Annotated in this window: 11 protein-coding genes; 9 read left to right on the forward strand and 2 right to left on the reverse strand. The window is 36.9% G+C overall.

Annotation, left to right across the window (positions count from 1 at the left end; all coding sequences use genetic code 11):
* The first annotated feature begins 2 nt into the window (after positions 1 to 2).
* From ybeY to recO, 5 genes are all read left to right on the forward strand, one after another.
* Positions 3 to 476 carry an rRNA maturation RNase YbeY gene (gene ybeY / locus JNUCC52_RS21410; RefSeq protein ID WP_172772083.1) on the forward strand — a complete coding sequence of 158 codons (474 nt, stop codon included), beginning with the start codon at positions 3 to 5 and terminating at the stop codon, positions 474 to 476.
* A complete protein-coding gene (locus tag JNUCC52_RS21415) occupies positions 477 to 827 on the forward strand; it encodes a diacylglycerol kinase family protein (RefSeq protein WP_337980770.1) in 351 nt (116 codons plus the stop codon). It begins immediately after the preceding gene.
* Between the two features lie 230 nt (positions 828 to 1,057).
* Positions 1,058 to 1,471, forward strand: coding sequence for a cytidine deaminase (locus tag JNUCC52_RS21420; RefSeq protein WP_172772081.1), 414 nt, complete (start codon positions 1,058 to 1,060; stop codon positions 1,469 to 1,471).
* Positions 1,458 to 2,375: a GTPase Era gene (era, locus tag JNUCC52_RS21425; protein ID WP_172772080.1), complete on the forward strand. Its 918-nt coding sequence runs from the start codon at positions 1,458 to 1,460 to the stop codon at positions 2,373 to 2,375. Before JNUCC52_RS21420 ends, era begins: the two co-directional genes overlap by 14 nt.
* 177 nt (positions 2,376 to 2,552) lie before the next feature.
* Complete coding sequence (gene recO, locus JNUCC52_RS21430; protein WP_172772079.1) at positions 2,553 to 3,347, forward strand: DNA repair protein RecO; 795 nt, start codon at positions 2,553 to 2,555, stop codon at positions 3,345 to 3,347.
* A gap of 35 nt (positions 3,348 to 3,382) precedes the next feature.
* Here recO and JNUCC52_RS21435 read toward each other — a convergent pair whose 3' ends face one another.
* On the reverse strand, positions 3,383 to 4,813 hold the full coding sequence (locus JNUCC52_RS21435; protein ID WP_337980771.1) for an S-layer homology domain-containing protein: 1,431 nt from the start codon (positions 4,811 to 4,813) through the stop codon (positions 3,383 to 3,385).
* A gap of 753 nt (positions 4,814 to 5,566) precedes the next feature.
* On the opposite strand from JNUCC52_RS21435, the gene JNUCC52_RS21440 reads away from it, so the two are divergent.
* Entirely contained in the window at positions 5,567 to 7,285 is a 1,719-nt protein-coding gene (locus tag JNUCC52_RS21440; protein WP_337980772.1) for an HD-GYP domain-containing protein, read from the forward strand.
* Between the two features lie 288 nt (positions 7,286 to 7,573).
* Here the strand turns inward: JNUCC52_RS21440 and JNUCC52_RS21445 are convergent, their stop codons facing one another.
* Positions 7,574 to 8,959, reverse strand: a complete 1,386-nt coding sequence (locus JNUCC52_RS21445; protein ID WP_172772075.1) for a glycine--tRNA ligase — start codon at positions 8,957 to 8,959, stop codon at positions 7,574 to 7,576.
* A gap of 488 nt (positions 8,960 to 9,447) precedes the next feature.
* On the opposite strand from JNUCC52_RS21445, the gene ccpN reads away from it, so the two are divergent.
* The 3 genes from ccpN to dnaG all read left to right on the forward strand — a co-directional run bounded on the left by ccpN (position 9,448) and on the right by dnaG (position 12,953).
* Complete coding sequence (gene ccpN / locus JNUCC52_RS21450; RefSeq protein WP_172772074.1) at positions 9,448 to 10,080, forward strand: transcriptional regulator CcpN; 633 nt, start codon at positions 9,448 to 9,450, stop codon at positions 10,078 to 10,080.
* A gap of 18 nt (positions 10,081 to 10,098) precedes the next feature.
* Positions 10,099 to 10,911 (forward strand): pyruvate, water dikinase regulatory protein, encoded by an 813-nt coding sequence (locus tag JNUCC52_RS21455; protein WP_172772073.1) that lies wholly within the window; start codon positions 10,099 to 10,101, stop codon positions 10,909 to 10,911.
* A gap of 209 nt (positions 10,912 to 11,120) precedes the next feature.
* The gene (gene dnaG, locus JNUCC52_RS21460; RefSeq protein WP_173477651.1) at positions 11,121 to 12,953 is read left to right on the forward strand and encodes a DNA primase; all 1,833 of its coding nucleotides are present in this window, start codon (positions 11,121 to 11,123) and stop codon (positions 12,951 to 12,953) included.
* Positions 12,954 to 12,980 lie beyond the last annotated feature (27 nt).

Consider the following 12,980-nt stretch of genomic DNA (forward strand, 5'->3'; position numbering starts at 1 on the left):
CAATGATTTTAACAATTGATTTTACAGATGAAACAAATGAAGTAACTGCACAACATATGGAGCTGGTAGAGAAGCTTTTACAACATGCAGCAAAAGTAGAAAAGATTGAACCTGAAACAGAAGTATCAGTAACCTTTGTGACTAACGAAGCTATCCAAGAAATAAACAGAGACTATCGCGGTAAAGACCAACCGACAGATGTGATATCGTTCGCCTTAGAGGAATTAGGTGAAGGTGAAATGGAAGTAACGTTTGAAGGGATGCCACGCATTTTGGGCGATATCATTATTTCAACAGATCGCACAAAGGAGCAAGCTGAGGAGTATGGACATTCATTTGAGCGTGAATTGGGCTTTTTAGCTGTCCATGGCTTCTTGCACTTACTTGGTTATGATCATATGGTATCAGAGGATGAAAAGGTGATGTTCGGGAAGCAAGAGGAGATTTTACAATCTTACGGCTTAGGACGTGACTAAATGGACTTACGCAAATATTTACGTTCGTTTGGATATGCTTTTGAAGGTATAATCACAGCATGTAAAGAGCAAAATTTTCAATCACATTTGCTCAGTGCGGGCATTGTTTTAATTGCTGGTTATTTCACAGGTTTATCACGAGTAGAATGGTTTATTGTGCTATTATTAATAGCACTGATGTTTGCGCTTGAAATGGTGAATACCGCTATTGAACGAGTTGTGGACTTAGCTTCAACTGACATTCACCCACTTGCTAAGCAAGCGAAAGATATTGCAGCAGGTGCGGTGCTTGTATTTGCGGTATTCAGTGCTATAATCGGTTTACTAATCTTTATACCAAAATGGTTTTAACTTGATTTTAGCAACCCTTACTTATATAAGTGAGGGAATAAATATTGAATGTGCACTAAAAGCGGTGGAGTTCAAACTTTGGCTATATTAAGGTTAGAGAATGTCGTAGATTTTAAAAGGAGTTCTTTATGAAGCTCCAAAAAATCTGGACGCAATTACACCGAGGCGTAATTGATGAGATGCCTAATGCATAAAGGCATTGATTTTGATGTAGAGGAGAATTAGCATAGATGAAGATAGATATGCATGCGTTACTAGAAGAATCTAAAAAAGCACGTGAGAAGGCATATGTGCCCTATTCAAAATTTAAAGTAGGGGCTGCGCTATTAACAAAAAACGGGGATGTCATCCATGGCTGTAATATTGAAAATGCAGGTTATAGTATGACGAACTGTGCAGAGCGTACAGCGTTTTTCAAAGCAGTCTCAGAAGGTGTTTATGATTTTGAGGCGATTGCTATTGTAGCTGATACAGAGGGCCCTTGTGCTCCATGTGGTGCGTGTCGCCAAGTAATGATGGAATTTTGTGCCCCATCTATGCCTGTATACTTAACAAATTTAAATGGTGATGTCACGGTAACGTCAGTTGGCGAGTTACTACCGTTTGCATTTACAACGGAGGATTTAGAAAATGCTGGAAAATAATACTGGCTATAAGTCAGGCTTTATCTCAATTATTGGACGACCAAATGTCGGGAAGTCTACATTTTTAAACAGAGTCATTGGTCAAAAAATTGCCATTATGAGCGATAAGCCACAAACAACACGAAATAAGGTACAAGGCGTACTAACAACAGACGATAGCCAAATGATCTTTATTGATACACCTGGTATCCATAAACCAAAGCATAAGCTAGGCGATTTCATGTTAAAAGTGTCAAAAAATACATTGCGTGAAGTAGACGTTATTATGTTTATGGTCAACGCGGAGCAAAAGCTTGGTAAGGGTGACGAGTTTATTTTAGAAATGCTTGAAGGCAATCCAACACCTGTATTTTTAGTAATTAATAAAATTGATCAAATTCACCCAGATGAATTAATGGGTATTATCGACAGCTATAAGGAGCGCTATGACTTTGCTGAAATAGTGCCAATCTCAGCTCTTCAAGGGAATAATGTTGAAAACTTACTGTCAACTTTAACGAAGTATTTACCTGAAGGACCACAGTATTATCCTGCCGACCAAGTAACAGACCACCCAGAACGCTTTATCATTTCAGAGCTAATTCGTGAAAAAGTGTTACATTTAACACGTGAGGAAATACCACATTCTATAGCAGTAGTCATTGATAAAATTCGTCGTGATGAAGAAAATGAAGAAAAGATTCGTGTTGCAGCGACAATTATTGTAGAACGTGATTCTCAAAAAGGGATTGTTATAGGTAAACGTGGGGCGCTGCTGAAAGAAGTAGGTATTCGTGCTCGTAAAGATATAGAAATGCTCCTCGGATCTAAAGTGTATTTAGAGCTTTGGGTAAAAGTGCAGAAAGATTGGCGTAATAAATCAACGCATCTTCGTGATTTTGGATTCCGAGATGATGAATATTAATTTCCTTCACTTGGCGTAAATGCTTCGTGATTATAAAATTTTTCGATTTCTTAAAGTGGACTAAGCAGTTGAAATGATGCTTTAAGCCATTTGGGAGAGAGTAAAAATGGAGCTGTCCAAATTTTGTTTGGAGAGCTCTATTTTCTTTGAAAAGTCGCAAAAAAAGGAGGGGGATGGATGCTTTATAAATGGGAAGGCATTGTGCTAAAGGTTCGTGCATATGGCGAATCAAATAAAATTGTGACGCTACTAACGAGAGAGGCTGGCAAAGTGGCAACAATGGCACGAGGTGCGAAAAAGCCCTCAAGCAGATTATCTGCGGTGACACAGCCATTTACATATGGGATGTTTATGGTGCAACATCATACTGGAATGGGCACATTGCAACAAGGAGAGCATCTAAATTCAATGCGCCATATACGGGAGGATATTGTAGCAACTGCCTATGCAAGCTATATAATGGAACTGATCGAGCGTGTGGTGGAGGAAGGTAAAGCGGAGCCTTTTGCATTTGAAGTACTTCTACAGGCATTACAGGCAATTGAAGATGGCTATGATCCAGAAGCCATTACACTTTTTGTAGAGTGGAAGATGTTACCCTACACAGGTGTACAGCCAATACTACATGCTTGTGCATCATGCGGTGCAGTGGATGGAGAATTTGCCTTTTCCTTTGCACAAGGCGGGTTCCTATGTCATCGCTGTTACCAGCAAGATCCATATATTATTCGGCTCACTCCAACTCAGCTAAAGCTGATTCGCATGTTCTACACAGTACCAATTGATCAAATTGGCAAACTAGAATTGAAAAAAGAGACAAAATATTTCATAAAAAAAATTATTACAACCATTTATGAGGAACAAACTGGAATTCGCTTTAAGACAAAGAAATTTATAGAGCAATTAGAAAGAACACCTGAATTACAGTTAAGACCATCTACAGACAAAACAGAAACGCCAGAGGACAACTAACATGTCCTCTGGCATTTTTTTAAATTCGGTCCGTATTAATAGATATCCGAATCATCGTATAAATCGTAATAAGTAGCCCATTTATCTGCAATTTTCATAAACTCAACACTTAAATATGCAGTTTCACCATTTTTTCCAGTTACGTGTAATACTGCATTGCCCTCTGCTAATGGCGTTACAATCAATTTGTTGCCATTGATTACTGCTTTAACAGGTACTTTGTTTGTTGGATCTGAGCTATCCCCTAAATCCTCTAATGCCACTTGTACTGGCTCAAAATTCAAATAATCACTTGTAAATATTAGTTCATTTGAAATTTCATAAAGATCAATACTACGTACAAAATCATAAGTATACACATCTGCCGCCATGATTTGTTGTTGTGTACCATTTGTAAACGTTAATAAGTATTGTCCATCTTGAAAAATAGATAGTGTTGTTACGTTATCTTTCGTATCAAGTGTATAGAAATCAGAAGATAATGCTTGACCATTAGCAGTTTGAATACTTACTTCTGTAGGTGTGAACGATAAATCAGTTTCATTAAGATAAAGAGGTAGATTTTCTAAATAATCTCCTTCATTTACTTCTTCTAGTGTAGCTTGCAGCTTGCCATTGATAGATTTCACATGTACTAAGAAAAAGAAATCAGTAAATTCCTCGGTATCTTCGTTAAAACCAGTGATAACCAATTTACCAGTGCCTTCTTTTAATGGCTTAATTGTAATCGTATTTGTTATTTCTTGTTCGTCATCCCAAGAGAAAATATCCTCTGCTGGCTCAATCCCGCCATAAGATGCAAAGATAAAATCTTGATTAAAATGATCTGCATGAATCATCGCATTATTTTGTGTGTTTTCAGCGCGCACTACAAAAGAGGCTAGTTGAGAACGTTTTACATAGCTTTGAGGACCAAAGGTAGTTGGTGTCGTACCTTTTGTGATGTTGTTAGCAAATAATGTTTGAATATATGGCTCGTATTCACTGCCAGCCTTTACATCTGTAAAAGGTATATCTATATCGTCTGTAATTGTTAAATCAAAGCCTTTTACAAGCATTTTGGATAGTTGACCACGTGTAATTTGTTTTGTCGGATTAAAATAACCATTAGAGCCACTAATGATTCCTGCCTCTGCAAGAGCAGCGATAGCACCATAGTTTTCATTATCAGGGGTAATATCCTTGAAGTGAGGATTTTTTACATGCACAGTATCTAGATGTAAAATGCCTGCTAAAATTTTTGCTGCCTGTGTACGAGTAATAAAATTAGCGGGTTTAAATGTACCGTCAGGATAGCCAGAAATTATACCACGCTCGGCTAAGTTAATAATTGCTTTGCCTTCCTCAGTCGATGGGTTAATATCGGGAAATAATGAAGCGGCATTAGCTGTTTGGGGGGCTATAACGATAGCGCTTGTTGCTAAAGTAGCTGCCAAAGCCATTTGATAAAAACGGTGTGTATTCAATTTGTTTCCTCCAATGAATAGATATACATTTATAGCATTGCTCTTTCTAGTAAGAATCCTTCCTATGTACAGTTTCAAACTTCCGGACGATTGATTGCGAATGGTTGGTATTACTATGTATTGTTAAAAAAACGTACTTTAACATAAAAGAATAACTATAATAATATATTTATATCAAATTGTTGAAGGTGAGAATAGAGGGAATATTATCCACTATAAAATGGAAATTATGTGGTGCATATTGAAATCAAAATAGGAAAAAAAGATTAGGAGAACGTCCGATATACAAATAAGTAAGAAAAAATTTGTTTTTTTTAGCTATACGGTGCATTAATAAAATAATAGTTGTTTTTATAAATAATAACGTTAATTTTTATTAGAATAGGTCATATATCTTAGCATTTAGTTACAACTAATAGCGAAGTTGGTTAAATTTATGAATCTAAAGAATTACTTTTTAAATGGTTTATAATATATGCATAGTATTAACTAATCATTTCAATCCCATATACTAGTTGAAAAGGCATTTTAACCTATGATATTGTAAAGGTAAATAAAATATATATTAGTTATTTTTGCATAATTATACTAATTACATGGAAAATTAGTTTTAATTATTCTTCATTTGACACATAGATGAAAACCAAGCCTCTATCAGCAAACGTATAATAGTACGTTATTAGATTAATGCAGTCCTATGGAAAAGGGAGGGAGGTCACATAATGCTATAAATACGCGTGTGTGGCTGAATAAATGCTAAGAAAAGTGACATTAAGTATTGAGGAAGTAGAAGCAAATGATATTTTAGCAGAAGATATTTTTTCCGAGTATCGCCTATTAGCTAAAAAAGATTTAGTACTAACTGAGAGAATAATTGCATTACTTAAACTAAGAAAAGTAGAGGAATTATCAGTTTATCTATCTTCAGATTCAGTAAGAATTGTTCATGATTTAAGTTTGCAGCGAACAAGAGAGTATGAGGATGTATTTGCACCTCTTTTAGAGCAAAAAGAAGCAATTGATGAATATAAAGTAGCGGTCAATAATCTATTTATGACAACGTTAGAAAATGTTGTACACGAATTGCGTTATGGTCAAATTTTAAAAAGTACTCAGGACACAGCATATGTTAGAGGTGTCTTTGAGAGGATTTTAGAAAAAAAACATCGCTACGATTTACTCTTACGTTTAAGAGAATGGGATGAGTACTCGTTTGTCCATTCCTTCGATGCTTTTGTACTAGGAACTATTTTTGCGCGACATCTAGGCTTAACAGAAATAGAGATGCTAGCGCGTGGTTATCTATTTCATGATATTGGCAAAGTATTTATACCACAAGAAATACTAGGCTTAAAAAGAAAGCTGTCCGAAGATGAATTTGAAATTGTCAAAACTCATACAACGAAAGGCTATGAGCTCCTATTAGAAAATGGTGAAGCAGATATCGCTTATTTAGCACGTGATCACCACGAGCGTTTTGCGGGAAAAGGATATCCGAACCAACTTTGTGCAGACGAGATGAGTGATGGCGTTCAACTATTACAAATTATTGATGTTTATTCCGCAATGACCTCAAAACGTGTATATCATTCGGGATATAACGCAACAGATGCTTTAGCTGTCCTGTATCGGGATCGACATTTATATAACGAAAAGTTTATGCATAAATTTGTAGAGTGCCTTGGCATTTATCCTGTAAACTCAGTTGTATTGCTATCTGATAATCGGAGTGCACAAGTGGAGCTTGTCTACGATTTATTTCCAACATTACCAAAAGTAAAATTATTAGATGAGCAAAGGTCTATGAATTTACCCCTGAATTATAGTGTGAAAATTGTTAAAATGATTGATTATCGTGCAAATAGTTTTGAAGAAATTTTTAACTTATTTATCGAACAGTTAATACGTAATGATGAGAAAACTTTAAAAGTGTATTTCAATAAATTAATTGATCATTTACATCCGAAAGAAATTGTTTTAAAAATCTTCTTACCTGCCTATCGTATTCTGCGGCTACTAACTCGAGAAATTCAAACTGATATGAAGAAATACAAAAATTCCATTCATATATTAAAGCAACTATTGGAAGAACAATTAAATGTATTGTACATGGATTATCAGCATGAGCAAACAACCATTTTAGTCGTTGAAACTTCTATTCGTGAGAACTTTTTTATTAAGCTTGTTCAGAGTATTTTGTATATTGATAAAATCGTGCCGTTCTTTATTAATCCAGGCGATGATCAACGTATAACACAACTAATGGAGCACTGTGGTGTAAATGTTGCCTACTTCATTGAGGAGGAACTGACAATCGATAAAAGAGTTCGTCCTATGCGTGAAGGCACCTTCCTATACTATTCCTTAAGTGATATTGAGGAACTATTAGTAAACTTAGTTGGTATGAGTATGAAAAAGTTTTTATTTGAGGAAAAAATGCAGGAGCGTTTATTTATTTCGTTAAAAGTATAGAACATGGCCAAATCAAAACTTGATTTGGTTTTTATTTATAAAAAGGGATTGTTAGTTAAATAGATTAGAAGATCATAAATCGCCGATAAACTTAGAGAAACAGCCGATAAAAGTCCCTGAATCGCTGGTGAGACAGAAGAAAGCGCCGTTAAAAGTTCGCGAATCGCCTGTAAACCTTCAAAAAGCAACCGCCGAAGCATAGAAAAAAGTGTCAGATTGATTGGCAGTCAATCTAACACTCTTTTCTTTTGTCACAGCCGCTCGGGCTTTAGACAAGTTTAATTTAAATTAAAATTGAAGATGCTTTTCGATATATGCTTTTACATCAGCGATTGGCATACGAACTTGTTCCATTGAATCACGGTGACGAACAGTTACTTGACCGTCTTCTTTTGAATCGAAATCAAATGTAATACAGAATGGCGTACCGATTTCATCTTGACGTCGGTAGCGTTTACCGATTGATTGAGATTCATCAAAATCAACTGGGAACGATTTGCGTAGCTCTGACCATACGTCAGCAGCCTCATCCGATAACTTTTTAGAAAGTGGAAGTACTGCTGCTTTAAACGGTGCTAAAGCAGGATGGAAGCGTAATACTGTACGTTTGTCATCACCCTCTAGCTCTTCTTCATCATAAGCATCACATAAAAATGCTAATGTCACACGGTCAGCACCTAAAGATGGCTCGATACAATAAGGTACATAGCGTTCGTTTGTCACAGGATCAATATAAGTGAAGTCTTCACCTGAATGCTCCATATGTTGTTTTAAGTCGTAGTCTGTACGGTCAGCTACGCCCCAAAGCTCGCCCCAGCCGAATGGGAATTTAAATTCGATATCAGTTGTTGCGTTAGAGTAATGCGATAATTCGTCATCCTCGTGGTCACGTAAACGCATTGAATCTTCTTTCATGCCCAAGTTCAGTAACCAGTTTTTACAGAATTCTTTCCAATATGCATGCCATTCAAGATCTTCACCTGGTTTACAGAAAAATTCAAGTTCCATTTGTTCAAATTCACGTGTACGGAATGTGAAGTTCCCTGGAGTAATCTCATTTCGGAAAGATTTACCGATTTGCGCGATACCGAATGGTGTACGTTTACGCATAGAACGTTGAACGTTTTTGAAGTTTACGAAAATGCCTTGTGCCGTTTCAGGACGTAGGTAGATTTCGTTAGTAGAAGATTCTGTAACACCTTGGAATGTTTTAAACATTAAATTAAATTGACGGATATCAGTGAAATCTGCTTTCCCACAATCAGGACAAACAACATCATATTTCACCATTGTTTCTTTCATTTGATCGAATGTCATACCGTCTACAATAATTTCATCACCTTTAGCTAGTGCAGCATCTTCGATGATTTTATCTGCACGGTGACGTGCTTTACAAGCTTTACAGTCTACCATTGGGTCGTTGAAGTTGCCAACGTGACCAGATGCAACCCAAGCTTTTGGATTCATTAGAATAGCTGCATCGATACCAACATTATGTTCTGATTCTTGAACAAACTTTTGCCACCAAGCTTTTTTAACATTATTTTTTAATTCAACACCAAGTGGACCATAATCCCAAGTGTTTGCTAAGCCTCCATAAATTTCAGAACCTGGGAAGACAAAGCCTCGATGCTTTGCTAATGATACAATTGTTTCCATTGATTTGTTAGCCATTATAATAGCCTCCTTCTTAATTTTCCTTGCAAAAGAGTGAAAAAGTGTTACATGACGAATTAAATGAATGACCAGTGTCATTGTCAAAACTAATTCGCTTCATACGAATATTGCATGATTTAATTTAGCACGAGCTAAATTAAAAATAGCACCCGTCTCCGGGCACAAATAATGCCCAGGGACGAGTGCTAATACCCGCGGTTCCACCCTGATTGTTTTAAACGACCTGTTTAAAACCTCTTTTCAAAAAGTTAGCTCAAGGAGTGCCTTTTCTCTGCTACATTGTAGACTTTCACCATCTTCTACTCGCTAAAAATTGAACAGATACTTTTTTCCTATCATCGCCTGTATAACGCAAGATTGCTCGAAAATACATTTAGAGCAAGCGTATGTGTCAATATTGTAGCATGTAGTTCTTTTCTTCGCAATAACCATTAATATAGTATATAATAATTGAGCATAAGTATAACACTATTAGATTTGAGGCGGTGAGTCCAATCGAACTCAACAAACGTCAGGAAGACATTTTACAAATTGTGAAAGAGAACGGCCCGATAACAGGGGAGCATATTGCAGAACGTCTCAATCTGACAAGAGCAACTTTAAGACCAGACTTAGCAATTTTGACGATGGCTGGCTTTTTAGATGCTAGACCACGAGTTGGTTATTTCTATTCTGGAAAAAAAACATCCGTAACACTAATGGATAGCATTAACAATTTAAAAGTAAAAGATTTTCACTCGGGACCTGTTGTTGTACCTGAAACGATGACGGTATATGATGCCATTTGTTTCATGTTTTCAGAGGATGTTGGAACCCTTTTTGTCGTTGATAAGAACGAATTTTTAACAGGGGTTCTCTCTCGTAAAGATTTACTGCGTACAAGTATTGGCACGCAGGATTTAAATAAAATTCCTGTACATATTATTATGACACGAATGCCAAATATCTCGTACTGTGAAAGATCAGATTCGTTAGTTGTTGCAGCAAATAAGTTAATAGAACGAGAAGTAGATTCGTTACCAGTAATCGAACCTCAAGAGGGCGGATTGACGATAGTCGGCCGTTTAACTAAAACGACCATTACACGTGCATTCCTATCTCTTGCGCAAAATGTCTAACAGTTGAAGGGGAACAGCATGAAGAGATTACGCGTTTTTGTTGTATCTGATTCCGTCGGCGAAACTGGTGATCAAGTAGCTAAGGCAGTTATTAGCCAGTTCCGTCCAGGCTTAGAAAATACGATTATTCGGCGCTTTCCGCATATTCAAACAGAAGAGCTTGTTCGAAAAATAGTCTGCCTCGCTGCGAAACAGAAGGCATTTGTAGTTTATACACTTGTTCGACAAGACATGCGTGCATTATTGCATGACCTTTGCGAAAAAGAAAAAGTTCATGCTGTAGATATATTAGGGCCAGCGTTGAAATCGATGGCAACCTTTATGGAAGAAATGCCATTAGAAACTCCAGGCATTGTGCATCAACTCGATGATGACTACTTTAAAAAAATTGAGGCAATTGAATTTGCAGTGAAATATGACGATGGCAGAGATCCACGAGGCTTATTGCAGGCTGACATTGTACTTGTTGGCGTTTCACGTACTTCTAAAACGCCGCTTTCACAGTATTTAGCACATAAACGTTATAAAGTGGCAAACGTACCATTGGTCCCGGAGGTTGCGCCACCAGAAGAATTATTAAATATTGATGCGAGAAAATGTTTTGGCTTAGTTATTTCTCCTGATAAATTAAACTCAATCAGAAAAGAAAGATTAATGACGTTAGGTTTAAGTGACGATGCCATCTATGCGCAACATGCACGAATTTTAGAGGAAATACAACATTTTGAAAAAGTTGTCGATAAAATAGGCTGTAAAGTGATTGATGTAACAAACAAAGCTGTTGAGGAAACTGCAAACGTTATTATTGAATATCTTGCAAGCTATAAATAAGAAACCAAAATTTAGTAAACCACCTCGGGTTAGTAGAGGCGGTTTTTTTGAGTCGGTTTTTAAAATTGTATAGATAAATACTAAAATTTGTTTTATAATAATAAAATTGTGGTAAAAATATTTAAAATGAGAAAAATCCTATTTTTTTGTCGAGAAATAAAGGATTTTTAAAACGGATATCGAATTGTGTTCTAGAACGTAAATTAAAGATGGTGATGAATTTGGCAGGGAAAATACCAGAAGAAGTGATTGAGCAGATTCGTACACAATCAGATATTGTGGATGTCATAAGCGAATACATGCAGCTGACAAAGCGTGGGCGCAATTGGTTTGGACTCTGTCCTTTTCATGGAGAACAAACGCCATCTTTTTCTGTGTCAACAGACAAACAGATTTTTCACTGCTTTGGTTGCGGTGCAGGTGGTAATGCTATTACTTTCGTCATGGATATCGAAGGGATTTCTTTCCCAGATGCTGTTGTAAAACTTGGTGAACGTGTTGGTATGCATTTAGATGTAGGACCAAGTTTACCAGAGGCGACGACAAAGATATCTAAAGCGGAAGAAAGGATGAAAGAAGCACATGCCTTTGCGGCAGATTTTTTCCATCATTTACTGTTAAACACAGAAGATGGTGAAGAGCCTTTAAATTATTTGCTAGAAAGAGGATTTACAAGGGAACTTATCGAATCTAATAGCATTGGATGGTCTCTCCCAAGCTTTGATGCATTAACGATATTGCTTGAAAGAAAAGGTTATAACTTACAAGAAATCGCAGATAGTGGTCTAGTTATCAAACGTGAAGGGGAAGAACGCTATTTTGATCGTTTTCGAGGACGTATTATGTTCCCGATTCGTGATGAGAACGGTAAGATTATTGCCTTCTCAGGACGAATTCTGTCATCGACAGGTGAAGAGGCAAAATATTTAAATAGTCCAGAATCACCAATTTTTCAAAAGAGTGAAGTGCTATATAACCTAGACAAGGCACGAACCTCTATTAGAAAAAATCGTCAAGTAGTGTTGATGGAAGGTTTTATGGATGTTTTGGCTGCAACTTCTGTGGGCGTAACAAATGCCGTTGCAACAATGGGAACCTCGCTTACGAATCAGCATATCACAAAGCTAAAACGCTTAGTAGAGCAAGTTACGATTTGTTATGACGGTGATAATGCTGGATTTGATGCGGCGAAAAGAGCGGCGCAGTTACTCCAAACGGAACGTATGAAAGTTAATATTGCGGTGATACCAGATAAACTCGATCCTGATGAGTATATTCAAAGTCTAGGTGGACAGGCTTTTAAGGAACAGATTTTGGAAAACCCACATACGTATATTGCTTTTATGATGATGCATGCTAGACGAAATAAGAATTTTCAATTTGAAAATGATACGCTTCAATATATTCAAGAAGTACTCGAACAATTAGTGGGTAGTTCCTCACCAATTGAGCGAGATTTGTATATCCGACAGCTATCAAATGAAACGACGATTTCGGAAGAAGCTATTTATGCCCAATTCCGAAAACTAGAGGCAAATCAAGTACGCTCTGCGAAAGTGGAAATGCCAACGCATACACCTTCGATGCCAGTCACGCAGCAACAAAAGCCTATGGACGCAGCAGAACGTGCCGAACGTTTATTACTGGCTCATATGCTTCATAATATAGATGTAGTGGACAGGGTATTACGTAGTGAGCAAACAGAGCCTTTTGTAAGAGATGCATATATGGCTGTTTTTGTTCGATTGGTAGGATTTTATGAGGAATATGGTCATCCAGATTATCAGCGCTTTGTAGAAATCTTAGATGACGCTGAATTACGCAAAATTGTTATGGAAGCTGCTTTAGTAGAACGTGATCCTGACCAGGCTGAATCAGAAATCGCAGATTCTATCCGACAGCTTCAAAAATATAGAATTGAGCAAGAAATTCATCAAAAGATGCATGAGTCAAAGGAAGCGGAGAAGATGCACGAGTATGCGCGTGCTCTAGAAATCGCCCAACAGATTATTCATTTAAGAAAATCGTTATCGGCGATTTAACCCGATTCGGTTGTTTAGAAGGAGGAA

The sequence above is a fragment of the Lysinibacillus sp. JNUCC-52 genome (genome assembly GCF_015999545.1).
Classification (GTDB): Bacteria; Bacillota; Bacilli; order Bacillales_A; family Planococcaceae; genus Lysinibacillus.

Coding starts and splice junctions, on each gene's coding strand:
- ybeY (WP_172772083.1), top strand. CDS start 3: ATGATTTTAACAATTGATTTTACAGATGAAACAAATGAAGTAACTGCA.
- JNUCC52_RS21415 (WP_337980770.1), top strand. CDS start 477: ATGGACTTACGCAAATATTTACGTTCGTTTGGATATGCTTTTGAAGGT.
- JNUCC52_RS21420 (WP_172772081.1), top strand. CDS start 1,058: ATGAAGATAGATATGCATGCGTTACTAGAAGAATCTAAAAAAGCACGT.
- era (WP_172772080.1), top strand. CDS start 1,458: ATGCTGGAAAATAATACTGGCTATAAGTCAGGCTTTATCTCAATTATT.
- recO (WP_172772079.1), top strand. CDS start 2,553: ATGCTTTATAAATGGGAAGGCATTGTGCTAAAGGTTCGTGCATATGGC.
- JNUCC52_RS21440 (WP_337980772.1), top strand. CDS start 5,567: ATGCTAAGAAAAGTGACATTAAGTATTGAGGAAGTAGAAGCAAATGAT.
- JNUCC52_RS21445 (WP_172772075.1), bottom strand. CDS start 8,959: ATGGCTAACAAATCAATGGAAACAATTGTATCATTAGCAAAGCATCGA.
- JNUCC52_RS21455 (WP_172772073.1), top strand. CDS start 10,099: ATGAAGAGATTACGCGTTTTTGTTGTATCTGATTCCGTCGGCGAAACT.
- dnaG (WP_173477651.1), top strand. CDS start 11,121: ATGGTGATGAATTTGGCAGGGAAAATACCAGAAGAAGTGATTGAGCAG.